This window comes from Streptomyces sp. NPDC088915 (assembly GCF_044749825.1).
Lineage (GTDB): Bacteria > Actinomycetota > Actinomycetes > Streptomycetales > Streptomycetaceae > Streptomyces.
In genome coordinates, this window is record NZ_JBIVIR010000025.1 from 21,382 (window position 1) to 46,722 (window position 25,341).

The window sequence follows — 25,341 nt, forward strand, 5'->3', positions numbered from 1 at the left end:
GCCGGTGTCGTGGTGTCTCGTCGTCGTGGTCGTCTGCCGCCGTCGTGGCGTGCCGCGTAAACTATCAGGAACCCTGCCTGATAAATAGTAAGCAGGGCGGAGTCCCGCCCCGGGAACGTCTGAGAGGATCGCCGCATGGCCGCATCCCCGAGCACCGCACGGGCCATCAACGACCGGCTCGCCCTGCGACTGCTCCAGGACGAGGGCCCGTTGACGGCCGCTCAGCTCAAGACGCTCACCGGACTCTCCCGCCCGACCGTCGCCGACCTCGTCGAGCGGCTCCGGGGCTCCGGGCTCGTCCACGTGGTCGGCGAGGCCGGGGCCGAGCGCCGGGGCCCCAACGCCAAGCTGTACGGGATCGTCGCGGGCCGCGCCCACCTCGCCGCCCTCGACGTGCGCACCCGCTCGGTCTCCGTCACCGTCGCCGACCTGCTCGGCACCACGCTCGCCGAGGCCTCCGCGCCCGTCGGTGACGACGGCGGCACGGGACCCGCGGTGGAGAAGGCCGTCGCCCTCCTGGAGCGGACCGTGAAGGAGGCCGGCGTCGACGCGCCGCACAGCGTCGCGGTCGGCGCCCCCGGGCTCATCGAACCCGTCACCGGCGAACTCCGCGACTCCACCGGGCTGCCCGCCTGGCACCGGCGGCTCGTCGCCGTCCTCCAGGAACGGCTCCCCGCGCGCGTGCTCGTGGAGAACGAGACCAACCTCGCCGCCCTCGCGGAGCTGCGCGAGGGCGCGGCCCGCGACCGCGAGGACTTCGTCCTGCTCTGGCTCGGCCAGGGCGTGGGCGCCGCCGTCGTCCTCGACGGACGGCTGCGCCGGGGGGCCTCGGGCGGCGCGGGCGAGATCGGCTTCCTGCCGGTGCCCGGCGCCACCGGACTCCCCTCGGCCACCGGCTGCGACGGCGGTTTCCACGAACTGGCCTGCACCGCCGCCGTCGAGGCGCTCGCCCGCGAGCACGGCCTGGACCCGGAGGGCGCGCCCGCCTCCGGCCACGAACCCTTCCTGGACGCCCTCGCCCGCCGGCTCGCCGTCGGCGCGGCGGCCGTGGCCTCGGTCCTCGACCCCGGCTGCGTGGTCCTGGGCGGCGAGACCGGCCACAGCGGCGGCGCGGCCCTGGCGGCCCGGGTGGAGGCGGAGCTCGCCGCCCTCTCGCCGCTGCGCACCGAGGTCCGGGCCACCGCCCTCGGCGACGCGGCCGTCCTGCGCGGCGCCCTCCTGACGGCCCGGGACGCGGCCCAGGAGGACCTGTTCCCTTAAAGGGCCCGGGACTCCGGAAACGCCACCGCGCCGCGCCCCGGACAGGGAAGCGCGGCGCGGCGGGTGCCCGGCGACGGCAAGGGCCGTGAGTCTCCGCCGCCGGGGGTCCTTCGGGGGTGGGGATCAGCAGGCGCCGAGGTCCTGCCAGACGCCCCACTCGCCGGTCGTGCCCGGGGCCTCGTTCTGCGTCCACCACTTGGCCTTGTACTTGCGGCCGTTGTGGGAGACCTCGTTGCCCGCGTTGTAGACCTGGCCGGCCACGTACGCCGGGGCGGCGCAGCCCGTGGGAGGCGTCGTCGGCGGGGTCGTCGGAGGCGTGGTCGGGGGCGTCGTCGGCGGGGTGGTGGGCGGCGTGGTCGGGGGAGTGGTCGGCGGGGTGGTGGTGCCCGGCTCCACGACCGTCGTGCCGCGCGCCAGGTCACCGGCGAGGGCGTACGTCGTGCCGTTGATGTTCACCGTCCAGTTGGAGGGGGTGGACACCGGCAGGTAGTAGTTGAACGACAGGTCGACCGTCGCGCCCGGGGCCAGCGACTGCCAGGCCGGGAGCTTCAGCGAGACGCGGTGGAAGTCGCCCTTCAGGCCGCCCACGTTCGAGCCCGTGTGGTCGCTGCTGATGACCTTCGTGCCGAAGCCGGACTGGTCGGAGGCGTTGCTCGGCGCCGAGGTGCCGTAGTCGAACTGGAACTCGGTGCCGCCCGGCAGGGTGGTGTTGGTCCGGTTGGTGATCTTGACCTTGGGCGTGATCGGGTAGTTGGAGTCGCCGAGCTTGAACTCGGTGAACGCCGTCTCGATGTTCACGGCCTGGGTCGGCAGCGCCTTGTTGGACTTCTTCGCGCCGTACGGGGTGGCCGACTTGAACTTGTCGTACATCAGCGAGGTGAGCGTGGAGCCCATCTCGTACTGGCCCTTGGCGGCGTTCCAGGCGTAGTCGCCGGCCATCTCCCAGACCATGGTGCCGCCGATGCCGCGGTTCACCACGTAGTCTGCCTTGGCGGCCACCGACTGCTCGTCCTCGGTGGAGAGGAAGACCTTCTTCTGCGCGTTCCACAGCCACGGCGCGACCAGGGTCGAGTCGTACTTGCGGACGTAGGTGCCGGTCAGCTGGGTGTTCGCGGGGAAGCCGTACTTGGTGACGTAGTCGCCGACGATCCCCTTCTCCAGGTTCTTGGCGTGCCACATCGGGTTGGAGCCGGCGGGCGACTCCTTGCCCGCGGTGTCCTTGTCGTGCCAGAGGTTGTCGATGCCCTCGGCGCCGTCGCCGCACTTGGTCAGGCCCGCGCCGGCCGGGCAGGTGGCCGCGGTGGCCTTGCCCCAGAGGCCGTCGGTGCCGCCCTGCACGTTCTTGTGGCCGCGGGTGTAGTAGGGCAGGCCGATGTTGATGCGGCCGGCCGGCATCGAGCCGCGGAAGTAGTGGTACGCCCAGTCGGTGTTGAGGTATCCGATGTTGCCGTACTGCTGGCTGCCGTAGACGTTGGCGGCGGCGAGCTCGCCGTCCTTGCCGTCGTCGAAGAGGGAGGCGTTCGGGCCGACGTACTCGTTCCAGGCGCCGTGCAGGTCGTACGACATGATGTTGACGTAGTCCAGGTACTTCTGGACCTGGAAGGTCTCCATGCCGCGCAGCAGGTAGCCGGAGGAGGGGGCGGCGACGGTCAGCAGGTAGTGCTTGCCGTCGGTGGCGCCGGCCCGGTCCAGCTTCTCGCGCAGGGACTTCATGAGGGCCGCGTAGCCCTGCACGAGACCGGCGCGGCGCCCGTTGGCGAGCTGCCAGTCGAGCGGGTTGCCCGCGTCCTTCATCGTGGTCGGGTACTCGTAGTCGATGTCGACGCCGTTGAACCCGTACTTCCGGATGAAGTCGACGGCCGAGGTCGCGAAGGTGTCGATCCCGGCCTGGTTGACCGAACCGTCGGCGTTGGTGGCCATCGAGTAGAAGCCGCCGGAGTTCACCCGGTCGCCGTTGTCCGCGAAGTAGCCGCCGGTCTCCGCCCAGCCGCCGACCGAGATCAGCGTCTTGACGTTCGGGTGCTGCTTCTTGAACTTGTTGAGCAGGTTGAAGTGGCCCTTGTAGGCGAGACCGGGGTCCATCTCGGCCCCGGCGACACCGGGCCAGGTCATCCCGGTGGCCGCGTTGTCCGGACCGTCCGTGCCCACGGAGAGCTTGTTGGCCCCGTCGACGTGCCCGAAGGCGTAGTTGATGTGGGTGACCTTCTCCCACGGGATGTCCTTGGCGAGGTACGAGGGCTCGCCGTTCTTGCCGGTGCGCCAGCCCGTGAAGTAGCCGATGACCCGGCGCTGGTGGTCCGCGCCCATCTTCTCGCGGCCCTCGGCGTCGTAGACCGAGCAGTACGGGACGTCGACGCCGGGCGTCTTGTAGAGGCCGTCGGGGCGACAGGACTCGTTGTCGGCCGCGTACGAGACGCCGCCGGAGAGCGAGCTGAGCAGGAGCCCGGCGACGGCCGCGCCGGACGCGAGCAGCGAGGCTCTCTTCGTCGTGGGGGACAACACGATCGGTTCCTCCTGGGGAGGTGATGGAACACAACGAACAAGGGGGTGGGTCGTGTTGGGCCCGTGGAGTGCGCACCCCGGCGGACCGTTACCTCGGAGGTGACACGGAGATTAAGAGGACTAGACCAGTGCGTCAATAGGTCTGGACCAAAGAAGGGGGATGTGGGATCCTGTGAGCCAGCCCACAGGTCCTCGGCCGCGCCGCCGTTCACGGTCGTGGCACACTGGCCCTGTATCAGCAGCAGCGCACTCCGGGGTCGGTGTAATTCCGAACCGGCGGTATAGTCCGCGACCCGTCCGCAGCCAGCGGCCGGTTGACCAGGTGAGATTCCTGGACCGACGGTGAAAGTCCGGATGGGAGGCAGTGCGCGGCGGGTGACCCCTCTTTCGGAGGTGTGCCGGCCGTACGTCCGCTGTCCGCCGTCCTTCGGCGGGCCGGGACCTTCGGCCTCGGCGTACCCCGTGCGAGGCGTCCTTCCCGCTCCCTGTCGTTCCGACAGGCCCCGGAGTCCGTGCCCGAAGAGGCAGGAGGACCCGGTGGACCGGCAGGCCGACACCACCGCCATGCGACGCGCCGTCGAGCTCGCCGCCCGCGCGCTCGGCGCCACCAGCCCCAACCCCGTCGTCGGCTGCGTCATCGCGGACGCCTCCGGACACCGGGTCGGAGAGGGCTACCACCGGCGCGCCGGCGGCCCGCACGCCGAGGTCCACGCCCTGCGCGAGGCCGGCGTCCTCGCCCGCGGCGGCACCGCCTACGTCACCCTCGAACCCTGCGACCACACCGGCCGCACCGGACCCTGCTCCCGGGCCCTGATCGAGGCCGGGATCAGCCGCGTCGTCTACGCGGTCGGCGACCCGAACCCGCAGGCCACCGGCGGCGGCGACACCCTGCGCGCCGCCGGCGTCGAGGTCGAGCGGGGACTCCTGGAGGACGAGGCCGAGGCCGTCAACATCGCCTGGCTCACCTCCGTGCGCAACGGCCGCCCCTTCGTCCGCTGGAAGTACGCCGCCACCCTCGACGGCCGGACCGCCGCCGCCGACGGCACCTCCCGCTGGATCACCTCCCCCGAGGCCCGCGCCGACGTCCACCGGCTGCGCGCCGAGGCCGACGCGGTCCTGGCCGGCGGCGGCACCCTGCGGGCCGACGACCCGCACCTCGCCGTCCGGGGCATCGAGGGCGCGGTCCAGCCGCTGCGGGTCGTCCTCGACACCCACGCCACGATCCTGCCGACCGCCCGCGTCCTCGACGACGCCGCGCCCACCCTGGTCGTCGTCGGCGAGGACGCCGACACCCGCCACCTGCCCGACGCCGAACTGCTCCGGCTGCCCCTGCGCGACGGCCGGATCGGCGTCCACGACCTGCTCGACGCGCTCCACGCCCGGGGCGTCCGCTCGGTCCTCCTCGAAGGCGGCCCCACCCTCGCGGGCTCCTTCGTCGCCGGGGGCGCCGTCGACCAGGTCGTCGGCTACCTCGCCCCCGTCCTCCTCGGCGACGGCCCGCAGGCCCTCGCCGGGGCGGGAATCGGCACCATCGCCGAAGCGTTGCGGCTCGACATCACCGAGACCGTCCGCATCGGACCCGACCTCCGCATCACCGCCACCCCCAAGGGAGCCTGACCGTGTTCACCGGAATCGTCGAAGAACTGGGCGAGGTCGTCGCCGTCGAGCGGCTGGAGGACGCCTCCCGCTTCCGACTGCGCGGCCCCCTGGTCACGGAAGGCGCCCAGCACGGCGACTCCATCGCCGTCAACGGTGTCTGTCTCACGGTCGTCGAGCACGGCGACGGCGAGTTCACCGCCGACGTCATGGCCGAGACCCTCAAGCGCTCCGGCCTCGGCGCCCTCGGCGTCGGCTCCCGCGTCAACCTGGAACGGCCCATGGCCGTCGGCGGCCGCCTCGGCGGCCACATCGTCCAGGGCCACGTCGACGGCACCGGCACCGTCCTCGACCGCACCCCGTCCGAGCACTGGGAACTGGTCAGGGTCGGCCTCCCCGCCCACCTCGCCCGGTACGTCGTCGAGAAGGGCTCGATCACGGTCGACGGCGTCAGCCTCACCGTCGTCGAGGTCGGCGACGACTGGTTCACCGTCAGCCTCATCCCCACGACCCTCGACCTGACCACGCTCGGCATCAAGAAGAGCGGCGACCCGGTCAACCTGGAAGTGGACGTCATCGCCAAGTACGTCGAGCGACTGCTCGGCCCGAACACGGGGGAGACCGTCAAGTGAACTGGCTCAACTCCGAGGCGTTCACCCTCCTCGGCCAGCGCATCATCTGGTCCGACATGATCGGCAACGTCTTCGGGCTCGCCGCCCTCGCGCTCGGCTGGCGCCGCTCCGTGTGGACCTGGCCCGTGCAGTTCCTCGCCGGCCTCGTCCTCTTCACCGCCTTCTACGGCCACCTCGCCGGCAGCGCCGGCAAGCAGGTCGTCGTCGTGCTCGTGGCGCTCTACGGCTGGTGGCAGTGGCAGCGCGGGAAGGACCAGGGAGCGGACGGCCACATCACCGTGCGCTTCGCCACCTGGCGCGAGCGCGGCGCCATGGTCGCCGCGGCCGCCGCCGGCACCGTCGCGGTCGCCCTGCTCTTCAAGGCCTTCCCGACCCTGTCCTGGGACCCCTGGCCGGACGCGTACATCTTCGTCGGCACCGTCGTCGCCATGTACGCCCAGGCCCGGGGCATGGTCGAGTTCTGGTTCGCCTGGCTCCTCGTCGACCTGGTCGGCGTCCCGCTGAACTTCGCCAACGGCTACGCCTTCTCCGGCTTCGTCTACGTCATCTACGGCGCGCTCGTCCTGTGGGGCATGCGCGACTGGTGGCTCCGCTCCCGCACCGCCCCCGCTCTGGAAGGAGCCCACGCATGAGCACCCTCCCGATGTGGGACGCCGAAGACCTCGCCCTCGACCCCGTCGAGCAGGCGATCCGGGACATCGCCGCCGGCCGCCCCGTCGTCGTGGTCGACGACGAGGACCGCGAGAACGAGGGCGACCTCGTCATCGCCGCCGAGAAGGCCACCCCCGAGATCGTCGCCTTCATGATGAGCGAGTGCCGCGGCCTGATCTGCGCCCCCATGGAGGACGAGGAGCTGGAGCGCCTCGAACTCCCGCAGATGGTCGAGCACAACACCGAGTCGATGCGCACGGCCTTCACCGTCTCCGTCGACGCGTCCCCCGCCCACGGCGTCACCACCGGCATCTCCGCCGCCGACCGCGCCACCACCCTGCGGATGCTGGCGAGCGGACGCCACGAGCCCTCCGACTTCGTCCGCCCCGGCCACGTCTTCCCGCTGCGCGCCAAGCCCGGCGGCGTCCTCGTCCGCAACGGGCACACCGAGGCCGCCGTCGACCTCGCCCGCCTCGCGGGACTGCGCCCGGCCGGCGCCATCGTCGAGATCGCGGGCGAGGACGGCGTCATGCTGCGCCTGCCCGAGCTCGTCCCCTTCGCCCGCAAGCACGGCCTCACGATCATCTCCATCGAGGACCTGATCGCCTACCGCCGCTCCGCCGAGCCGACCGTCCGCCGCGAGGCCGAGGTCAGCCTGCCCACCGCGCACGGCGACTTCACCGCGTACGGCTACCGCTCCACCGTCGACGGCGTCGAGCACGTCGCCCTCGTCCACGGCGAGGTCGGCGACGGCGAGGACGTCCTCGTCCGGGTCCACTCCGAGTGCCTGACGGGGGACGTCTTCCACTCGCTGCGCTGCGACTGCGGCCCCCAGCTCCAGGCCTCCATGGACCGGATCACCGAGGCCGGCCGGGGCGTCGTCGTCTACCTGCGCGGCCACGAGGGCCGCGGCATCGGCCTGCTGTCCAAGCTGCGCGCGTACGAACTCCAGGAGCGCGGCCGCGACACCCTCGACGCCAACCTGGAGCTCGGGCTGCCCGCCGACGCCCGCGACTACGCGGCCGGCGCGCAGATCCTCGTCGACCTCGGCGTCCGCAGCCTGCGCCTGATGACCAACAACCCCGACAAGATCGACGCCCTCACCCGGTACGGCCTCGTCGTCGAGGGCCGCGAGCCCATGCCGGTCCAGGCCGGCGAACACAACCTCCGCTACCTGCGCACCAAGCGGGACCGGATGGGCCACGACCTGCCCTGGCTGGACGGTTCCCCGGCCCCCACCTGCGGCAACCAGTAACCCCGTACGCAACCACCCGCACCACCGGCAAGGAGAAACATGAGCGGCAAGGGCGCACCCGTCCTCAGCGTGAAGAACTGCGGCGACCTCCGGGTCGCGGTCATCGCTGCCCAGTGGCACGAGAAGATCATGGACGGCCTCGTCGACGGCGCCCTGCGCGCCCTGAGCGAGCTCGGCATCGACGAGCCGACCCTGCTGCGCGTCCCCGGCAGCTTCGAACTCCCGGTCGTGGCGAAGGTCCTCGCCGGGCGCGGCTACGATGCCATCGTGGCGCTCGGCGTCGTCATCCGCGGCGGAACGCCGCACTTCGAGTACGTGTGCCAGGGCGTCACCCACGGCCTCACCCAGGTCTCGATCGACACCGGCGTACCCGTCGGGTTCGGCGTCCTCACCGTCGACGACGAGGAGCAGGCGCTCGACCGGGCCGGCCTGGAGGGCTCCTCCGAGGACAAGGGCCACGAGGCCGTCACCGCCGCCGTCGCCACCGCCACCACACTGCGCACGGTCAGCGAACCCTGGCGCTGAGTGGCGCCGGGGCACCCCGTACTCTTAGGACCATCATGGCGAACGGAACCCGTAAAAGCTTCGAAGAGCTCTTCGCCGAGCTCAAGCTCAAGGCCGAGACCGGCGACCCGGCCACCTCCCGCACCGCGGAACTGGTGGACAAGGGCGTCCATGCCATCGGCAAGAAGGTCGTCGAGGAGGCCGCCGAGGTCTGGATGGCCGCCGAGTACGAGGGCAAGGAAGCCGCCGCCGAGGAGATCTCGCAGCTGCTGTACCACGTCCAGGTGATGATGGTCGCCCGCGGGATCTCGCTCGACGACGTCTACGCCCACCTCTGAGCCGCACCCGCCCCCCGCACCACAACTCCCCAGGCAAAGGAAGCCGTCCCATGCTGCGCATCGCCGTCCCCAACAAGGGTTCCCTCTCCGGACCTGCGTCGGCCATGCTCCATGAGGCCGGCTACCGCCAGCGCAAGGAGTCCAAGGAGCTGGTGGTCATCGATCCCGGCAACGAGGTCGAGTTCTTCTACCTGCGCCCGAAGGACATCGCGATCTACGTCGCCTCCGGGAAGCTGGACATCGGCATCACCGGCCGCGACCTGCTCCTGGACTCCGGCGCCAGCGCCGAGGAGATCCTCGCGCTGAACTTCGGCCGCTCCACCTTCCGGTACGCCACCCGCCCGGGCACCGCGAAGGGCCCCGAGGACTTCGGCGGCATGACGATCGCCACCTCCTACGAGGGCATCGTCGCCAAGCACCTCGCCGACCAGGGCATCGACGCCTCCGTCGTGCACCTGGACGGCGCGGTCGAGACCGCGATCCAGCTCGGCGTCGCCCAGGTCATCGCGGACGTCGTGGAGACCGGCACCAGCCTGCGCAACGCCGGCCTGGAGGTCATCGGCGAGCCGATCCTCACCTCCGAGGCCGTCGTCGTCCGCCGCCAGGGCGCCACGGACGACCACCCGCAGGTCCAGCAGTTCCTCCGCCGCCTCCAGGGCGTCCTCGTCGCCCGCTCGTACGTGATGATGGACTACGACTGCCGCGCCGAGCACCTGGAGCAGGCCGTCGCCCTCACCCCCGGCCTGGAGTCGCCGACCGTCTCCCCGCTGCACAACGAAGGCTGGGTCGCCGTCCGCGCGATGGTCCCCGCCAAGGACGCACAGCGGATCATGGACGACCTGTACGAGCTGGGCGCCCGCGCCATCCTCACCACCGCGATCCACGCCTGCCGCCTCTGACGGCCGGGCCCCGCGTCCCACCAGGCACCACCCGGGTGTCACCAGGCACCACCAGGCACCGAGGAACCCGCATGTCCGAGCCCACGACGCCCGCCCTCCCGGTCACCTTCCGTCCCGGCCGCACCCGGGCCGTCCTGCTGACCGTGGGGATCGCGATGTTCGCCACCGTCACCCTGGTGGCGATGATGCTGGAGAAGCTCGGACCGGGGGAGCGCGCCAGCTTCGTCTTCACGGCCGCGCTCTTCCTCGGGGTCCTCGTCCTGCTGAGCCGCCCCAAGGTCGTCGCCGACGACGAGGGCGTCACGGTCGTCAACATCACCCGGACCCGCCGGCTCGCCTGGGCGGAGATCCTCCGCGTCAACCTCCGCTCCGGCGACCCGTGGGTCTTCCTGGACCTGAGCGACGGCACCAGCCTGCCCGCGCTCGGCATCCAGCCCGGCATCGCCAGGGAGGCCGCCGTCCGGGACGCCCGCGCCCTGCGGGCCCTGGCCGAGAGCCGGGGGACGGGCACGGAGGGCTCCTGACCCCAGGGGCCGCATCGGGTGAGACGTCCGGGAGAACCCCGGTCCGTCCCCCATCCGGAGCCGACCCCCTGCCCCTCGGGGCGTCGGCGTGACTACTCTGGAGGCGGTGGTGCCCGGCGCACCACCGCCTCGCGTGTGCAGGGCCGCCGCAGCGGCCCGCGAGGCCACCCCTTCGACCCGAGGAGTGACTCCCTCCAGCAATGGACGGATCGTCCGGTAGTACCCGCGCCGCCCCCTCCCAGGAGGCGGCGGCATGATCATCTCCCTTCTGCTGCTCGCCGCGGCCTTCCTCCTGATCCTCGCCAACGGCTTCTTCGTGGCCGCCGAGTTCGGCCTCGTGACCGTCGAGCGGGCCGAGGCCGAGCGGGCCGCGGCCACCGGCGACCGGCGCGCCCGCGCCGTCGTCACCGCGCTGCGCGAGCTGTCCTTCCAGCTCTCCGGCACCCAGCTCGGCATCACCCTCACCTCGCTCGTCGTCGGCATGCTCGCCGAGCCCGCGCTCGCCGGGCTGCTGCACGGGCCGCTCACCGCGACCGGACTGCCCGGAGGGGCCGTCTCCGGGGTGTCGGTGGTGATCGGGATGCTGCTCGCCTCCGCCGTCCAGATGGTGGTCGGCGAGCTCGTGCCCAAGAACTGGGCGGTCTCCCGGCCGCTCCAGGTGGCCCGTTTCGTCGCCACCCCGCAGCGCCGCTTCTCCGCCCTCTTCCGGCCGGTGATCGCCCTCCTCAACCGGGTCGCCAACCGGCTCGTCCGGCTCCTGGGCGTCGAGCCCACCGAGGAGCTGGACTCGGTCCGCACCCCCGGCGAGCTGGTCTCCCTGGCCCGCCACTCGGCCCTGGCCGGCGCCCTCGAACAGGACACCGCCGACCTCTTCGTACGGACCCTGTCCCTCGGCGGCCTCACCGCCGAGCAGGTCATGACCCCGCGCGTGAAGGTCAGCGCCCTCCAGTGGGACGCCACCGCGGCCGACGTCCTCAACCTCACCCGGGCCACCGGCCTCTCGCGCTTCCCGGTCTACCGCGACCGGATCGACGAGGTCGTCGGCATGGTCCACCTCAAGGACGCGCTCGCCGTCGCCCCGCACGCCCGGCTGCGCACCCCCGTCGGCCGGATCGCGGTCCCGCCGCTCCTCGTCCCCGAGTCGCTGCCCGCCCAGGCCCTCCTGGAGCGGCTGCGCCGGGAGCAGCCGATCGCGGTGGTCGTCGACGAGTACGGCGGCACCGCCGGCGTCGTCACCCTGGAGGACATCGTCGAGGAGCTCGTCGGCGAGGTCCGCGACGAGCACGACACGGCGGCCGACGGACGCCCCGAGCTGGTCGCCGCCCCCGCCGAGGACGGCCGCCCCGCCTGGGACGCCGACGGCTCCTGCCGGGTCCACACCCTGCGCCGGATGGGCCTCGACGTGCCCGAGGGGCCGTACGAGACCGTCGCCGGGCTCGTCGCCGACCTCCTCGGACGCATCCCCACCGCCGGGGACCGGGTCGAACTGCCCGGCTGGCACCTCTCGGTCCACCGGGTCGACCGCTACCGCGCCGAGCACGTCCGGATCGTCCGGACGGACGCGGACGCGGTCCCGGACGCGGCTCCGGGGTCGGGTTCCGGTTCGGTCCCGGCTTCGGGTGCGAGTCCGGACCCGGCCGCCCCCTCCACCGGTCTGCTGGTCGCGGAGGGCGCCCGATGAGCACGCTCCCACTCCTCTTCGCCGTCCTCCTGGTCCTCGCCAACGGCTTCTTCGTCGGGGCCGAGTTCGCGCTCGTCTCCGTCCGGCGCAGCCAGATCGAGCCGCTCGGCGGCGCCCGGGCCAAGCAGGTCCTGTACGGCCTGGAGAACCTGCCGCGGATGATGGCGGCCGCGCAGTTCGGCATCACGATCTGCTCGCTGACGCTCGGCGCCGTCGCCGAGCCGACCGTGGCCCACCTCCTCGAACCCGTCTTCCACGCGGTCGGGGTCCCCGAGGGCCTGGTCCACCCGCTCGGCTACGTCATCGCCCTGGCCGCCGTCGTCTTCCTCCACCTCGTCATCGGCGAGATGGTGCCGAAGAACCTGGCGATGGCCGCGCCCGAACGGACCGCGCTGTGGCTGGCCCCGGCCCTCGTCGGCTTCGCCCGGCTCTGCCGCCCCGTGACGACCGCCCTGGGCGCCTGCGCCCGGCTGGTCCTGCGGGCGTTCGGGGTCGAGCCGAAGGACGAGGTGGAGGCCGTCTTCACCAGCGCCCAGCTGGGCCGCCTCGTCGAGGACGCCGGACAGGCCGGCCTGCTCGACCCGGCCGAGCAGGAGCGCCTGGAGGACGCGCTCGAACTGGGCTCCCGCCCGGTGACGGACGTCCTCATCCCCTCCGCCACCCTGGTCACGGTCCCGCTGTCCGTCACCCCGCGCGAGATCGAGGAGCTGACCGTGCGGACCGGGTACTCCCGCTTCCCGGTCCGCGCCGAGACGGGCGCCGCCTTCACGGGCTTCGTGCACGTGAAGGACGTCCTCGACCTGGACGAGCGGGAGCGGGCGGTGCCGCGGCGGCTGTGGCGGCCGATGGCGACGCTCCGGGCGGAGCTGCCGCTCGACGACGCCCTCACCGTGATGCGCCGCGCCGCGACCCATCTGGCCCAGGTCGCGGACGGCTCGGGACGGGTGCTCGGGCTCGTCGCCCTGGAGGACGTCCTGGAGATGCTGGTGGGCGAGGTCCGCGACCCCGCCCACCGGGTGCGCCCCCGGACGGCCACGGTCACGATCCCGGTCGCGACACCGGGCGCGGCCCCGACTCCGGCACCGGACGCGTCCTCGTCCCGGCTCCCGCGCGGAGCCAGTACAGCCGGCTAGTACGAGGGCGGTTCCTGCTGCGGGCCGCGGTCGACCGGACCGCGGCCCGACAGGACCTCCCCGTACGCCTGCATGAGGTCCGCGAGCCGGAGGGTCGCGAGGTCCTCCCGGGTCGGGCTGCCCGGGTAGCCGGAGAGCCGCAGGTCCCGGTAGGCGCAGGACTTCTCGTACAGGGTGCGCAGGAAGCGCCCGTTGCCCAGCTCGTCGATCCAGCCCTGTTCGACGACGTGCCCGCTGATCGAGCGCAGCTCGTCGCGGGCCTCGTCGTCCCAGCCGTCCCCGTTGGCCGCCGCGAGGACCTCGCCGATGGCGGTGAGTTCGAGCGGCCGGTACGACGGGAAGTCCACCCGGGTGGTGAACCGGGAGGACAGGCCGGGGTTGGTGGAGAGCAGCCGGTCCATCCCCTCGGGGTAGCCGGCCAGGATGACCACCAGGTGGTCGCGGTTGTCCTCGGCCCGTTTCAGGAGCACCTGGAGCGCCTCGTCGCCGTACGCGTCGCCCTTGCTGTAGCCGGTGTTCGAGAGCGCGTAGGCCTCGTCCACGAAGAGCACCCCGCCGACCGCCGAGTCGATCAGCTCGTTGGCCTTGACCGCCGTCTGGCCCAGGAACTCGCCGACCAGATCGGCCCGCTGGGCCTCCACGAGGTGGTCGCCGCCGAGCAGCCCGAGGGCGTAGAAGACCCGGCCCAGGATCCGGGCGACCGTGGTCTTCCCGGTGCCGGAGGGGCCGGAGAAGACGAAGTGCCGCTTCGGCGGCTGGACCGGCAGCCCCCGGTCGGCCCGGAGCCGCGCCATCTCCAGCTGCGCCGAGAGCGCCTTGACCTGGCGCTTCACCGGTTCGAGCCCGACCATGCCCTCCAGCTCGGCGAGCGCCTCCGCGAGCAGGGCCGGATCGGTGGGTCCGGCCGGGAAGCGCGGCGGCTCCGGCTGCCGGGGGACCCGGGCCTTCTGCCGTACGGCCTCCGGCGGCGCGGCCGGCGGCACCGGATCGGGCGCGAGCAGCAGCCCGTCGCCGAGCCCGCCGGCCTCGGGCTCGGCGCCCGGCACGGTGTCCGCCGCGTCCTGGCCGAGACCGCCGCCGACCGTGCCCAGGGCGACCGTCGCGAGCCCGGCCGGATCCTCCAGGCCGTCGTACCCCTCGAAGCCGTCGTACGCGGTGATCGCCGCGAGCCGCGCCGCCGTGTCCATGAACGCCGGGTCGATCCGGTGCACGGCCCGGTAGAGCGGCAGGGCGGCGGCGCTGCGCCCGGTGCCCTCGTGGGCGCGGGCCAGCCAGTACCGCAGCTCCTTGCGCTGCGGCTGCTCGCTGCGGCACCGCATCAGGGAGGCCGAGAGCAGCGGCTCGGCCTGGCCGTACATCTCCAGGCGCACCCGGGCCATGCCGCCGAAGAGCCCGGCCTCGATGCCGAGCAGCGGGTCGTCGACCAGGGGCTCGGACAGCCGGACGAGCTGGTCCCAGTCCTTGACGAGATAGGCCCGGCAGGCGTGCAGGAAGCGCACCTGGGGGTCGGTGTCGACCGGGGGGAGCCCCGCGAGGGCCCGGTCGAGCTCGGGCACGTGGCGCCCGTCGAGCCAGTGGGAGGCGTGCGCGAGCAGCAGGTCGCGCGGACTCTCCAGGACCGGCTGCACCCACCAGCCGAGCCAGTACCAGGAGTTCAGGGTGCGCCGGTAGCGGGTCCGCTGCTCGCCGAAGCGCTCGCGGTGGCGGTACATGCGCAGCAGCGCGGTCGTGGTGTCGATCCGGAGCGCGTGCAGCCCGAGCCAGGCGTCCGCCATCCCGGGGTCGATCCGCACCGCCGCCCGGAACTCGTCCTCCGCCTGCGGATAGGCGCCCATCGTGTAGGCGTCGACTCCGCGCAGCCAGGCGAGCTCGGCCGGGGGCTGCGAGCCCTGTGTGCCGATGTCCATCGGGTCCCCCACAACCGTCATCGCATGGACGGGATTTGACCGCACCTGCGGGCATCGTACCTGCGCAGGGGGTGGGCGCTTAAGGAGAAGCGCATGATCCGGAAGCGGTGACCCTGGGTGAGCGTCAGGGGACGCAGAAGGCTCCGGAGAGGGGTTGAAAAGGGACTCCGGGGGCAGAACGAAGCCCCCGATCACGGGGGAACAACCGGGGGCTTCGCGTCCGCGGCGGCTCCGAAAAGCCGCACATTCAGAACGTAAGACCTGTACGCCCCCCGGGTCAAGCGGAGTTGGGGCACTTGCGCAAGCGGAGCCGGAGCCCCTCAGTTCACGGACAGAAAGCCGTCACGGTGGGTGATGATCTGGTCCGCGCCCGCTGTCACACGGGGCCCGGAAAGCCACTCGTACCCCTCTTGGCACTCCCGTACCAGGGTATCGGCGAAGGGCCGGGAGGGGTCCTCGGAGAAATGGCGAGTCTCCGCCACGGTCCAGCCGTCCCAGAACGCGGCCTGCTCCGGGCCGTCCCGGCGCCTGCCCCGCTCCCAGGACTCCCGCGCGCCGCGCTCCATCCACAGCAGCCGCGCCAGGAAGGGCCGCACCTCCCGCCGGCCCGCGCCGACGCCCTCGACGAGGACCACCGGCGCCGGGGGCAGCGCACGCGGCTCCCCGAAGCGCCGCAGCCGCCAGTCGTACGGACGGTAGGACCCGGCCGCGCCCCGCGCGAGGGGCTCCAGGACCTGCTCCCGCAGCCGGCCGGTCCACGCGAAGGGTTCCTCGTGGGTGGCGAGGTCGTCGAGGTGGAGGACGGGGGCGTCGCCGAGGGCGGCGGAGAGGCGGGCCGCGAGGGTGGACTTGCCGGAGCCCGCGTGGCCGTCGACCGCGACCAGCCGGACCGGCCCGCAGGAGGGCGGGAGCCGGAGCAGCGCGCGGGCGGCGCGGTCGAGGTCGTCCATGGGCCCCAGGGTAGGGGAGCGGGGACCGCCGCAGGTCAGGGAGGTACCGCCGTCAGTGGACGAGACCAATATTGGTACGGCGACGCGGGGCGAAGTGCTGGCGGAGGCCCGCCGGGAGCCGGGATAGTGGGCCCGCGCGACCCGTCCGCACGCCCGTGGTCCGGGGCGGGCGCGGACGAGGTCCGGAGTTCCGCACGCCCGCACGTCGACATCTCCGCACGCCCACCGTCCTCGACTGGGGGTCACCGCCCATGACCAGCTCCACCCCGCGCAGAACCGTCCTCGCCGCGGCGCTCGCGGCCGCCGCCGGGACGGCCGCCTCCGTCGTCCCCGCCGTCGCCGCCCCCACGGGCCGGACCCCCGCGCCCGCTCTCGTCGACAACCGCTTCTGGTCCTCGTACGCGGACTGGCGGAGCGGCACCGGCGCCGGTACGAAGGCGGTCCCGGGCCACCGGCCGGGCCTGGTCCTCGCCCGGCCCGAGGGCCGCACCGACCACACCGACCCGCACACCGGACGGACCTCCTCCTGGGAGTACGCGAGCTGGACCTCGCCCGTCCACACCTCCACCGTGCCCGCCACCGAGGTCATCGCCTCCTGGAACGCCCGTACGCCCCCCGGCACCTGGATCCAGGTCGAGCTCTCCGGCACGTACTCCGACTCCACGGCCACTCCCTGGTACGTCCTGGGCCGCTGGGCCTCCGGCGACGGCGAGGAGGACATCCGGCGCACCTCGGTCGACGACCAGACCGACGGCCGGAGCAGCGTCTGGACCGACACCTTCGCGATCGACGACCCGGCGAGCGGGCTGCGGCTGCGCGCGTACCGGCTGCGCCTGACCCTCTACCGGGCGCCGGGCAGCGGCCTCACCCCGACGGTGTGGCGGATCGGCGCCATGGCCTCGGACGTCCCGGACCGCTTCACCGTCCCGGCCTCCGCGCCCGGCCCCGCCCGCGAGCTGGCCGTGCCCCGCTACTCGCAGAACACCCACGTCGGGCAGTACCCCGAGTACGACAACGGCGGCGAGGCCTGGTGCAGCCCGACCTCCTCCCAGATGATCGTCGAGTACTGGGGACGCCGGCCCTCGGCGGAGGACCTGGCCTGGGTGGACCCGGCCTTCGCCGACCCCCAGGTCTGCCACGCGGCCCGCTTCACCTACGACAACCAGTACGAGGGCTGCGGCAACTGGCCCTTCAACGCCGCCTACGCCGCGACCTACCCCGACATGAACGCCGTGGTCACCCGACTGCGCTCGCTCACCGAACTGGAGGACCTGGTCCGGGCCGGCATCCCGGTCGTCACCTCCCAGTCCTTCCTCAAGGAGGAACTGACCGGCGCCGGGTACGGCACCGCGGGCCACCTGATGACCGTCGTCGGCTTCACCCCGGACGGCGACGTCGTCGCCAACGACCCGGCCTCGCCGGACAACGAGGCCGTCCGCCGGGTCTACCGGCGCCGCGAGTGGGAGAACATCTGGCTCCGTACGAAGCGCTACGACGCGAGCGGCAAGGTCAGGAGCGGTACGGGCGGGGTCTGCTACGTCTACTGGCCGGTCGACCCGGCACCGGCCCGGCGCCGCGCGCTGCGGTCACTCGGCCTGCTGTGAGCGGACACGGCCCTGCGGGCAGGGTGAGCGGTGAGGGGCAAAGTTCCTACGGGCAAAGGGAGTTGCGGGAGCGCTGCGTTACGTTGAAGGCGTGACCGACATCGAATCGCGCATCGACACGTCCCGGCCGCACACCGCCCGGATATGGAACTACTGGACCGGCGGCAAGGACAACTACCCGGTCGACCGGGAGGCCGGGGACCGGATCCGCGAGCTGCACCCCGGGATCGGGGAGTACGCGAAGGCGGACCGGCTGTTCCTGGGGCGCGCGGTCCGGCACCTGGCCGCACAGGAGGGCGTCCGGCAGTTCCTGGACATCGGGACGGGGCTGCCGAGCGCCGACAACACGCACGAGGTCGCCCAGCGCGTCGCCCCCGACGCGCGGGTCGTGTACGTCGACAACGACCCGCTCGTCCTCACACACGCCCGCGCCCTGCTGGTCGGGACGCCCGAGGGCGCCACCGACTACCTGGACGCCGACCTGAGGGACGTCGACACGATCCTGGCCGCCGCGGCGAAGACGCTCGACCTCGCGCGGCCGGTCGCGCTGATGCTGCTCGGAGTCGTCATCTTCGTCGAGGACGACGAGGAGTCGTACGGAATCGTCCGCAGGCTCATGGACGCGCTCGCGCCCGGCAGCCACCTCGTCCTGTCCCACACGGTCACCCACCCCGACATGCCGGACGTCGACGCGGCGGTGGCGTTCTGGAACGAGCACGGCACCCCGAAGCTCACCCAGCGGACCCCCGCCGCCGTCGCGCGCTACTTCGACGGCCTGGAACTGCTGGAGCCCGGCGTGGTGTCCTGCTCCGCGTGGCGCCCGCAGACGCCCGCGCCGGACGTCGCGATGTACGCGGGCGTCGGACGCAAGCGAGGCGAGTGACGCAAGCGAGGCGAGCAAGGCGGGACGGCCGGAACCGCGCTCCGTACGGGCGGTGCGACGCGGGCGGCGACGTGGCGTCCGGCACAGCGGGGGCCCGCCGCCCCCGCCTCCCCGACCGCCTCCCGGCCGCCCACCGCAAGGGCTCCGGGGCCCTCGGCCGCCTCCGGCGCGGCGGCGCGGCTCCGGGGGACGTGACGGACATCTCTACCCCCGGGCCGCCCCCGTGGCGCATGGTGGTCGCCATGACCTCCACCACCCATGGCCTCGCCCTCTTCCGCGCCCGCACGGGCGGTCCCCGGGACGACGACGGCCCCAAGATCCTGGAACACGTCCTCGGCTGGACCCTGGTCGTGCTGCTCGCCGTGCTCGTCACCCGGGCGGGCCTCATGTGACGGCGTCGGTGTGATCCCCCGGCGGCCGTGTGAACCGGGGCCGCCGGGCGGGCATACTCCCCGCGACCCCGGCATCCCGCGTGCGACCCGCCCGCGCCCGGCAGGGAGGAGCGCGGCCGTGCCCGACACCCCCGCGGACGGCGTGGAGCGCCGACTGCCCACCGACGAGGCCCGCGAGCTGCTCGCCCTGGTGCGCGACGTCGCCCGGCGGGAGATCGTCCCGTCCGCCGCGGCCGAGGAGGCCGCCGGACGCTTCCCCCGCGACCTGTTCGCGCTGCTCTCCCGCTCCGGGCTCCTCGGACTGCCGTACGACCCCGCGTACGGCGGGGGAGGCCAGCCGTACGAGGTGTACCTCCAGGTCCTGGAGGAGCTCGCCGCGGCCCGGCTCACCGTCGGCCTCGGCGTCAGCGTCCACAGCCTCTCCTGCCACGCGCTCGCCGGCTTCGGCACCGAGGAGCAGCGGGCCGCGCACCTGCCCGCGATGCTGGGCGGCGGCCTCCTCGGCGCGTACTGCCTCTCCGAACCCTCCGCCGGGTCGGACGCGGCGGCCCTGCGGACCCGGGCCGTCCGCGACGGCGACGCGTGGACGATCGACGGTACCAAGGCGTGGATCACGCACGGCGGGATCGCCGACTTCTGCACGGTCATGGCCCGCACCGGCGGCCCGGGCGCGCGCGGCATCACGGCCTTCCTGGTCCCGGGGGACGCGCCGGGCCTGAGCGCGGACCCGCCCGAGCGGAAGATGGGGATGGGCGGCTCGCCCACCGCGCAACTGCGCTTCGACGGCGTACGGGTCCCCGACGCGCGGCGGCTCGGCGGGGAGGGGCAGGGCTTCGCGATCGCGCTCGACGCCCTGGACTCGGGGCGGCTCGGCATCGCCGCCTGCGCCGTGGGACTCGCCCGGGCCGCTCTGGACGCGGCCGTCGGGTACGCCCGGGAGCGCCGCCAGTTCGGCCGGCCGATCGCCGACTTCCAGGGGCTCCGCTTCCTCCTCGCCGACATGGCGACCCAGGTGGAGGCGGGCCGGGCGCTGTACCTGGAGGCGGCGCGGCTGCGGGACGAGGGGCGGCCCTTCGGCCGGTGCGCGGCGATGGCCAAGCTCTTCTGCACGGACGCCGCCATGCGGGTCACCACGGACGCGGTGCAGGTGCTCGGCGGGTACGGCTACACGGCCGACTTCCCGGTGGAGCGCTTCCTGCGCGAGGCCAAGATGCTCCAGATCGTCGAGGGGACCAATCAGATCCAGCGGATGGTCATCGCCCGTCACCTGGTCGGACCAGAGTCCCGCTGACGCGGACGGTCCGGTCCGCCCAGACGGGCCCCGCGGCGAGCCGGATCCACTCCTGGTCGCGGTGGCCGGGCAGGGTGCGGCCCTGGCTCGCCCAGAGGGAGAGCACGTCCTGGTAGATGGGCGGGTGCGCCGGGACGGGAGCGGGGGCGGGAAGAGCGGCGGAGGCCGGGACCGGGGCCTGCGCGGAGACCGGAACCGGGGCGGCGACCGGGACGGGGGTGGTGATCGTGACCGGCGGGTGGGCCGGGAGGGGAGGGCCGAGCGGGGTGGGGGCCGGAGACCGTTCCGGGGCCCCCACCCGGGCCGGGGGCCGGACCTGCGACCGGTCTTGAGCCCAGGGCTGTCGGATCTGCGACTGGACCTGGACCTGGACCTGCGACTGGACCTCGACCTGTGACGGGGTCTGCGGCTGGAACCGCGTCTCCGCCCCCGCCCGGGGCTCCGCCTGCCCCTGCGCCGGGACGGGCAGCGGCATGGGCATGGACGCGGACACGGCTGCGGGCGTGGGAACGGGCGCCGACGACGGCGCCGCAGCCGGTTGAGGAACCGATTCTTCAATGCGCGGCTCGGCCTGCCGGTGCCGACCGTAACCGCTGGGAGTCGTGTGCAGCGTGGTCATGCCCGGACCAACGCGCTCCCCTGGCCAAGGGTCACCGCCGGGCGGATTCGAGCGGCAGTTCGCCCGGTACCCGGGCGGAGCCGGCGCGCCGCCGGACCGGCGGGTTCTCCCGTACCGCACCGCGGGCGCGGCACGGGAAACGGCCGGTGGCGTGCGGGCTCAGGCCGCGCGGCGCATCTGCGGCACCCGGATCGGGCGCGAGCCCGGGCCGCCGACGTGCGAGAAGGGCTGCGTGCGCCAGTCGAGCCCCTGGGGGAGCGTCAGGAGCAGCGCGGTGTCCTGCTCCAGGACCTCCAGGGAGTCGTCGGCCGGGCGCGCCCCGGAGGCCGCGAGACCCGTGCCCGGGCACACCGTGAGGACGAAGGGGTTCCACGGCGTGGGGCAGAGCGCGTGCTCCGGCAGCACGTCCTCGTCCGCGAGCAGCGCGATGGGCTGCACGCACTCCGGGCAGACGACCCGGAACATCTCAAAGGTGTCGTACGCGTCGAGCTCGTCGGACGTGTCGACCGAATCAACAGGCTCCTGCATGGAGAATCTCCCCCTCGGGTGGGTCGGCCGGATCTGTGCGGCCTTCGACCACAGCAACCACTTCCCATGCGGAACTCCGCATAACCGTGAGGCGGCGTCCCGAGCCCGGCGCAAACCTGTGGCGTTCGTCACATGCCCGTCGCAGGTGCCCCGTGACGGCGCATAGCGCCCCATAGAGGCCGCCCCGGGCTGTCGCCCGGCCTCCCCGGAGCACTAGGGTCACCGCATGGAGGAGCTGGATCGTCAGATCGTGGAGTTGCTCGTCAAGGACGGGCGCATGAGCTACACCGACCTGGGCAAGGCCACCGGCCTGTCCACGTCGGCCGTGCATCAGCGCGTCCGCCGCCTTGAGCAGCGCGGTGTCATCCGCGGCTATGCCGCCGTCGTCGACCCGGAGGCCGTGGGCCTGCCGCTGACCGCCTTCATCTCGGTCAAACCCTTCGACCCCAGCGCCCCCGACGACACCCCCGACCGGCTCGCCGACATCCCCGAGATCGAGGCCTGCCACAGCGTCGCGGGCGACGAGAACTACATCCTCAAGGTCCGGGTCGCCACCCCGCTGGAGCTGGAGCACCTGCTCAGCCGCATCCGCTCCCAGGCCGGCGTGTCCAGCCGTACGACGGTCGTCCTGTCCACCCCGTACGAGGCCAGACCGCCGCGCATCTGACCCGTCGGCACCCGTGCGGAGGGCCTCTCGGCATCCGTCGGGAGAATCAGCCGACGCCCGCCGGGGGACCTGCCGGACAAACCGGGTCCCCCCAGGTCCTAGCCTGGGGGCATGAGTGAGTCCACGCCCGCCGCCTCTCCCGGCGCACACCGCACCGTGCTGCTGCGCGGCGGAGAAGTCCACAGCCCCGCCGACCCCTTCGCCACCGCCATGGTGGTGGAGCGCGGGCACGTCGCCTGGGTGGGATCGGAGGGCGCGGCCGACGCCTTCGCGTCCGGCGTGGACGAGGTGGTCGACCTGGAGGGCGCGCTCGTCACCCCGGCGTTCGTCGACGCGCACGTGCACACCACCGCCACCGGCTTCGCCCTCACCGGGCTCGACCTCTCCTCGGCCGCCTCGCTGGCCGAGGCGGCGGAGCGGATCCGGGCCCACGCCGCCGCCCGCCTCGAGGACCGCGTCCTCGTCGGCCATGGCTGGGACGCCTCCCGCTGGCCCGAGCGCCGCCCGCTCACGCGCGAGGAGCTCGACGGGCTCACCGGCGGCCGTCCGCTCTACCTGACGCGGATCGACGTCCACTCGGCCGTCGTCACCACCGCCATGCTCGACCTCGTGCCCGGCGTCCGGGACCTGGACGGCTTCCACGACGGCCTGCGGCCGCTCACCGGCGATGCCCACCACGCCGTGCGCGCCGCCGCCTTCGGCGCCGTGTCGGCGCGCCAGCGCACCGAGGCCCAGCGCGCCGCCCGCGCCCGGGCCGCCTCCCTCGGCATCGGCACCCTGCACGAGTGCGGTGGCCCGCGGATCTCCTCCGAGGAGGACTTCACCGGACTGCTCGACCTCGCGCGCGAGGAGGCCGGGCCCCGGGTCGTCGGCTACTGGGCCGACCTCGACGTGGAGCGGGCGCGGGACCTCGGCGCGCTCGGTGCCGCCGGCGACCTGTTCGCCGACGGCTCCCTCGGCTCCCACACGGCCTGCCTCCACGAGCCGTACGCCGACCACGCCGACACCGGCCACACCGGCGCCGCCCACCTGGACGCGAGCACCGTCGCCCTGCACGTCGTCGCCTGCACCGAGGCGGGGCTCCAGGCCGGCTTCCACGCCATCGGGGACGCCGCCGTCACCGCGGTCGTCGAGGGCTTCAGGGCCGCCGCCGAGAAGCTCGGCCTCGCCCGGGTCCGGGCCGCCCGGCACCGCGTCGAGCACGTCGAGATGCTCACCCCCGAGACCGTCGCCGCCTTCGCCGAACTGGGCCTCACCGCCTCCGTCCAGCCCGCCTTCGACGCGCTCTGGGGCGGCGAGGAGGGCATGTACGCCGACCGGCTCGGCGCCGAACGGGCCCGCACCCTCAACCCGTACGCGGCGCTGCTGCGCGCCGGAGTGCCGCTGGCCTTCGGCTCCGACAGCCCCGTCACCCCGCTCGACCCCTGGGGCACCGTCCGGGCCGCCGCCTTCCACCGCACCCCCGAGCACCGGATCTCCGCCCGCGCCGCCTTCACCGCCCACACCCGGGGCGGCTGGCGGGCCGTCGGCCGCGACGACGCCGGGACGCTGGTCCCCGGCGCCCCCGCCGACTACGCGGTCTGGCGCACCGAGGAGCTCGTCGTCCAGGCACCCGACGACCGGGTCGCCCGCTGGTCCACCGACCCGCGCTCCGGCACGCCCGGCCTGCCCGACCTGTCGCCCGGCGCCGACCTCCCCGTCTGCCTGCGCACGGTGGTGCACGGACGGACCGTGTTCGCGCGGCCGGACGCGTGACGCGGAGGCGCCCGCCCCCCGGCCGCCGGCGGAAGGCGCGGCCCGGGTGGGGTCCGGACGTCCCGTGGGCAGCGGCTCCCGATCGGCCCGCGGCCGGCGGATCCCGGGCCGGACCCGAGGACGACGGGCCCCGCACCGCGCGTCACCCGTCCCACCCGACCCGCCGCGCCGGAGCACCGCGGAGACCTCGCTATGGTGGGGGCCTGTGTATGTATCCGAAGGGGCAGCAGTGAACGACGGTGGCCAGAGGCGTTACGGCCCGCTCGGCGAGGCCTTGGTGATCATTCCGACCTACAACGAGGCGGAGAACATCAAGCCGATCGTCGCGCGGGTGCGGGAAGCCGTACCCGACGCGCACGTGCTCGTCGCCGACGACAACAGCCCCGACGGCACGGGCAAGCTCGCGGACGAGATCGCCTCCGGGGACGACCACGTGCACGTCCTGCACCGCAAGGGCAAGGAGGGGCTCGGCGCCGCCTACCTCGCCGGCTTCCGGTGGGGCATCGAGCACGGCTACGGCGTCCTCGTCGAGATGGACGCCGACGGCTCCCACCAGCCCGAGGAGCTGCCGCGGCTGCTCACCGCCCTCAAGGGCGCGGACCTGGTGCTCGGCTCCCGCTGGGTGCCGGGCGGCCGGATCGTGAACTGGCCGAAGTCCCGCGAGTTCATCTCCCGGGGCGGCAGCCTCTACTCGCGCGTGATGCTCGACGTGCCGATCCGCGACGTCACCGGCGGCTACCGGGCCTTCCGCAAGGAGACCCTGGAGGGCCTGGGCCTGGAGGACGTGGCCTCGGCCGGGTACTGCTTCCAGGTCGACCTGGCCCGCCGCGCGGTTGCCGCGGGCTACCACGTCGTCGAGGTCCCGATCACCTTCGTGGAGCGGGAGGTCGGCGACTCGAAGATGAGCCGCGACATCCTCGTCGAAGCGCTGTGGCGGGTCACCGGCTGGGGCCTGACGGCGCGCGCGGAGAAGGTCGGCAAGCGGCTCGGCCGCAAGCCCTCCTGACCCCGCGACCTCCGCACTGATCCTTCCTTTACGCCGTTCCGGCGGGGCTCCGGGCACACTGGGGACCATGACGACCGGCGTACCGCCCTCCCCCGCCCCCAGGAAGCGCTCCCGCGCGCGTACGTTCCTCCCGCTCGGCCTCGCCGTCTGGCTGGCCCTGGAGATCTGGCTGCTCACAGTGGTGGCGGACGCGGCGGGCGGGCTCGCCGTCCTCGCCCTGCTCGTCGGCGGTGCCCTGCTCGGCGCCGTCGTCGTCAAGCGGGCCGGCCGGCGCGCCTTCCGGAACCTCACCTCGACCTTCCAGCAGGCCCAGGAGGCCGCGCGGACCGGCGGGACGCCCACCGTGCCGGAGCGCACCGGCGCGGAGGACCGCAACGGCTTCCTCATGCTCGGCGGCCTGCTCCTGATGATCCCCGGCCCGATCTCCGACGCGGCCGGCCTGCTCCTGCTGGTCCCCCCGGTCCGCTCCTTCCTCGGCCGGTCGGCGGAGGAGGCGGTCGAGCGCCGGATGCGCGCCGCGTCCCCCGGCAGCCTCCAGGGCGCCTTCCAGCAGGCTCGTATGCGCCACCCGGACGGGAAGGTGGTCCAGGGCGAGGTCGTCCGCGAGGACGCCTCCCGGAGCCCGTACCGGACCGACGGCCCCCGCCCGCCCCTGACGCCCTGACCGACTCCGGCGCCCCCTCGGGGGAGCGCGTACGGAAACGCCGCGGGGCCCGGTACACGTCTTCGTGTACCGGGCCCCGCGGCGTTGATCGTCCGGCGGT

24 protein-coding genes and 1 riboswitch are annotated in these 25,341 nt (G+C 73.6%); of the genes, 19 read left to right on the plus strand and 5 right to left on the minus strand.

What is annotated here, in order from left to right; translation table 11 throughout:
- The first annotated feature begins 135 nt into the window (after positions 1–135).
- Entirely contained in the window at positions 136–1,260 is a 1,125-nt protein-coding gene (locus tag ACIP5O_RS33740) for an ROK family transcriptional regulator (protein WP_401300660.1), read from the plus strand.
- Positions 1,261–1,383: 123 nt separating this feature from the next.
- Here the strand turns inward: ACIP5O_RS33740 and ACIP5O_RS33745 are convergent, their stop codons facing one another.
- On the minus strand, positions 1,384–3,762 hold the full coding sequence (locus ACIP5O_RS33745) for a chitinase C-terminal domain-containing protein (RefSeq protein ID WP_401300662.1): 2,379 nt from the start codon (positions 3,760–3,762) through the stop codon (positions 1,384–1,386).
- Positions 3,763–4,004: 242 nt separating this feature from the next.
- Positions 4,005–4,134, plus strand: a riboswitch (FMN riboswitch).
- 165 nt (positions 4,135–4,299) lie between these two features.
- On the opposite strand from ACIP5O_RS33745, the gene ribD reads away from it, so the two are divergent.
- From ribD to ACIP5O_RS33795, 10 genes are all read left to right on the plus strand, one after another.
- Entirely contained in the window at positions 4,300–5,379 is a 1,080-nt protein-coding gene (gene ribD, locus ACIP5O_RS33750; RefSeq protein WP_401300665.1) for a bifunctional diaminohydroxyphosphoribosylaminopyrimidine deaminase/5-amino-6-(5-phosphoribosylamino)uracil reductase RibD, read from the plus strand.
- A 2-nt stretch (positions 5,380–5,381) separates the two neighbouring features.
- Positions 5,382–5,990: a riboflavin synthase gene (locus tag ACIP5O_RS33755; RefSeq protein ID WP_401300668.1), complete on the plus strand. Its 609-nt coding sequence runs from the start codon at positions 5,382–5,384 to the stop codon at positions 5,988–5,990.
- A complete protein-coding gene (locus ACIP5O_RS33760) occupies positions 5,987–6,622 on the plus strand; it encodes a nicotinamide riboside transporter PnuC (RefSeq protein WP_401300671.1) in 636 nt (211 codons plus the stop codon). Before ACIP5O_RS33755 ends, ACIP5O_RS33760 begins: the two co-directional genes overlap by 4 nt.
- Complete coding sequence (locus ACIP5O_RS33765; protein WP_401300674.1) at positions 6,619–7,896, plus strand: bifunctional 3,4-dihydroxy-2-butanone-4-phosphate synthase/GTP cyclohydrolase II; 1,278 nt, start codon at positions 6,619–6,621, stop codon at positions 7,894–7,896. Before ACIP5O_RS33760 ends, ACIP5O_RS33765 begins: the two co-directional genes overlap by 4 nt.
- Positions 7,897–7,935: 39 nt before the next feature.
- Positions 7,936–8,421 carry a 6,7-dimethyl-8-ribityllumazine synthase gene (gene ribH, locus ACIP5O_RS33770; protein WP_030691287.1) on the plus strand — a complete coding sequence of 162 codons (486 nt, stop codon included), beginning with the start codon at positions 7,936–7,938 and terminating at the stop codon, positions 8,419–8,421.
- 35 nt (positions 8,422–8,456) lie between these two features.
- The gene (locus ACIP5O_RS33775) at positions 8,457–8,738 is read left to right on the plus strand and encodes a phosphoribosyl-ATP diphosphatase (protein WP_055644610.1); all 282 of its coding nucleotides are present in this window, start codon (positions 8,457–8,459) and stop codon (positions 8,736–8,738) included.
- Between the two features lie 50 nt (positions 8,739–8,788).
- Positions 8,789–9,637 (plus strand): ATP phosphoribosyltransferase, encoded by an 849-nt coding sequence (gene hisG / locus ACIP5O_RS33780; protein ID WP_401300677.1) that lies wholly within the window; start codon positions 8,789–8,791, stop codon positions 9,635–9,637.
- 71 nt (positions 9,638–9,708) lie between these two features.
- Positions 9,709–10,161, plus strand: coding sequence for a PH domain-containing protein (locus ACIP5O_RS33785; protein WP_356548371.1), 453 nt, complete (start codon positions 9,709–9,711; stop codon positions 10,159–10,161).
- A gap of 253 nt (positions 10,162–10,414) precedes the next feature.
- Positions 10,415–11,842 carry a hemolysin family protein gene (locus tag ACIP5O_RS33790; protein WP_401300681.1) on the plus strand — a complete coding sequence of 476 codons (1,428 nt, stop codon included), beginning with the start codon at positions 10,415–10,417 and terminating at the stop codon, positions 11,840–11,842.
- A complete protein-coding gene (locus tag ACIP5O_RS33795) occupies positions 11,839–12,975 on the plus strand; it encodes a hemolysin family protein (RefSeq protein WP_401300684.1) in 1,137 nt (378 codons plus the stop codon). Before ACIP5O_RS33790 ends, ACIP5O_RS33795 begins: the two co-directional genes overlap by 4 nt.
- Here the strand turns inward: ACIP5O_RS33795 and ACIP5O_RS33800 are convergent.
- Both ACIP5O_RS33800 and ACIP5O_RS33805 read right to left on the minus strand, forming a co-directional pair.
- Positions 12,972–14,882 (minus strand): AAA family ATPase, encoded by a 1,911-nt coding sequence (locus ACIP5O_RS33800; protein WP_401300798.1) that lies wholly within the window; start codon positions 14,880–14,882, stop codon positions 12,972–12,974. The two genes, ACIP5O_RS33795 and ACIP5O_RS33800, sit on opposite strands and share 4 nt — an antisense overlap.
- A 320-nt stretch (positions 14,883–15,202) precedes the next feature.
- Positions 15,203–15,832 (minus strand): uridine kinase, encoded by a 630-nt coding sequence (locus ACIP5O_RS33805; RefSeq protein ID WP_401300687.1) that lies wholly within the window; start codon positions 15,830–15,832, stop codon positions 15,203–15,205.
- A gap of 251 nt (positions 15,833–16,083) precedes the next feature.
- On the opposite strand from ACIP5O_RS33805, the gene ACIP5O_RS33810 reads away from it, so the two are divergent.
- The 4 genes from ACIP5O_RS33810 to ACIP5O_RS33825 all read left to right on the plus strand — a co-directional run bounded on the left by ACIP5O_RS33810 (position 16,084) and on the right by ACIP5O_RS33825 (position 20,002).
- The gene (locus ACIP5O_RS33810; RefSeq protein ID WP_401300690.1) at positions 16,084–17,436 is read left to right on the plus strand and encodes a peptidase C39 family protein; all 1,353 of its coding nucleotides are present in this window, start codon (positions 16,084–16,086) and stop codon (positions 17,434–17,436) included.
- Positions 17,437–17,527: 91 nt separating this feature from the next.
- On the plus strand, positions 17,528–18,319 hold the full coding sequence (locus ACIP5O_RS33815) for an SAM-dependent methyltransferase (protein WP_401300693.1): 792 nt from the start codon (positions 17,528–17,530) through the stop codon (positions 18,317–18,319).
- A gap of 71 nt (positions 18,320–18,390) precedes the next feature.
- Positions 18,391–18,711, plus strand: a complete 321-nt coding sequence (locus tag ACIP5O_RS33820) for an SCO1431 family membrane protein (protein WP_401300696.1) — start codon at positions 18,391–18,393, stop codon at positions 18,709–18,711.
- A gap of 118 nt (positions 18,712–18,829) precedes the next feature.
- The gene (locus ACIP5O_RS33825) at positions 18,830–20,002 is read left to right on the plus strand and encodes an acyl-CoA dehydrogenase family protein (RefSeq protein WP_401300699.1); all 1,173 of its coding nucleotides are present in this window, start codon (positions 18,830–18,832) and stop codon (positions 20,000–20,002) included.
- Here ACIP5O_RS33825 and ACIP5O_RS33830 read toward each other — a convergent pair.
- The gene (locus tag ACIP5O_RS33830; RefSeq protein ID WP_401300702.1) at positions 19,965–20,495 is read right to left on the minus strand and encodes a hypothetical protein; all 531 of its coding nucleotides are present in this window, start codon (positions 20,493–20,495) and stop codon (positions 19,965–19,967) included. The two genes, ACIP5O_RS33825 and ACIP5O_RS33830, sit on opposite strands and share 38 nt — an antisense overlap.
- A gap of 285 nt (positions 20,496–20,780) precedes the next feature.
- Positions 20,781–21,149 (minus strand): hypothetical protein, encoded by a 369-nt coding sequence (locus ACIP5O_RS33835; RefSeq protein ID WP_401300704.1) that lies wholly within the window; start codon positions 21,147–21,149, stop codon positions 20,781–20,783.
- A gap of 226 nt (positions 21,150–21,375) precedes the next feature.
- Here ACIP5O_RS33835 and ACIP5O_RS33840 point away from each other — a divergent pair, with 226 nt between their 5' ends.
- The 4 genes from ACIP5O_RS33840 (at position 21,376) to fxsA (ending at position 25,241) form a co-directional block, all read left to right on the plus strand.
- Complete coding sequence (locus ACIP5O_RS33840) at positions 21,376–21,816, plus strand: Lrp/AsnC family transcriptional regulator (protein ID WP_017242178.1); 441 nt, start codon at positions 21,376–21,378, stop codon at positions 21,814–21,816.
- Positions 21,817–21,927: 111 nt separating this feature from the next.
- On the plus strand, positions 21,928–23,571 hold the full coding sequence (locus ACIP5O_RS33845; protein ID WP_401300707.1) for an amidohydrolase: 1,644 nt from the start codon (positions 21,928–21,930) through the stop codon (positions 23,569–23,571).
- A 229-nt stretch (positions 23,572–23,800) separates the two neighbouring features.
- Positions 23,801–24,577, plus strand: a complete 777-nt coding sequence (locus tag ACIP5O_RS33850; RefSeq protein WP_401300709.1) for a polyprenol monophosphomannose synthase — start codon at positions 23,801–23,803, stop codon at positions 24,575–24,577.
- Between the two features lie 67 nt (positions 24,578–24,644).
- The gene (fxsA, locus tag ACIP5O_RS33855) at positions 24,645–25,241 is read left to right on the plus strand and encodes an FxsA family membrane protein (RefSeq protein WP_401300712.1); all 597 of its coding nucleotides are present in this window, start codon (positions 24,645–24,647) and stop codon (positions 25,239–25,241) included.
- Positions 25,242–25,341: the final 100 nt, after the last annotated feature.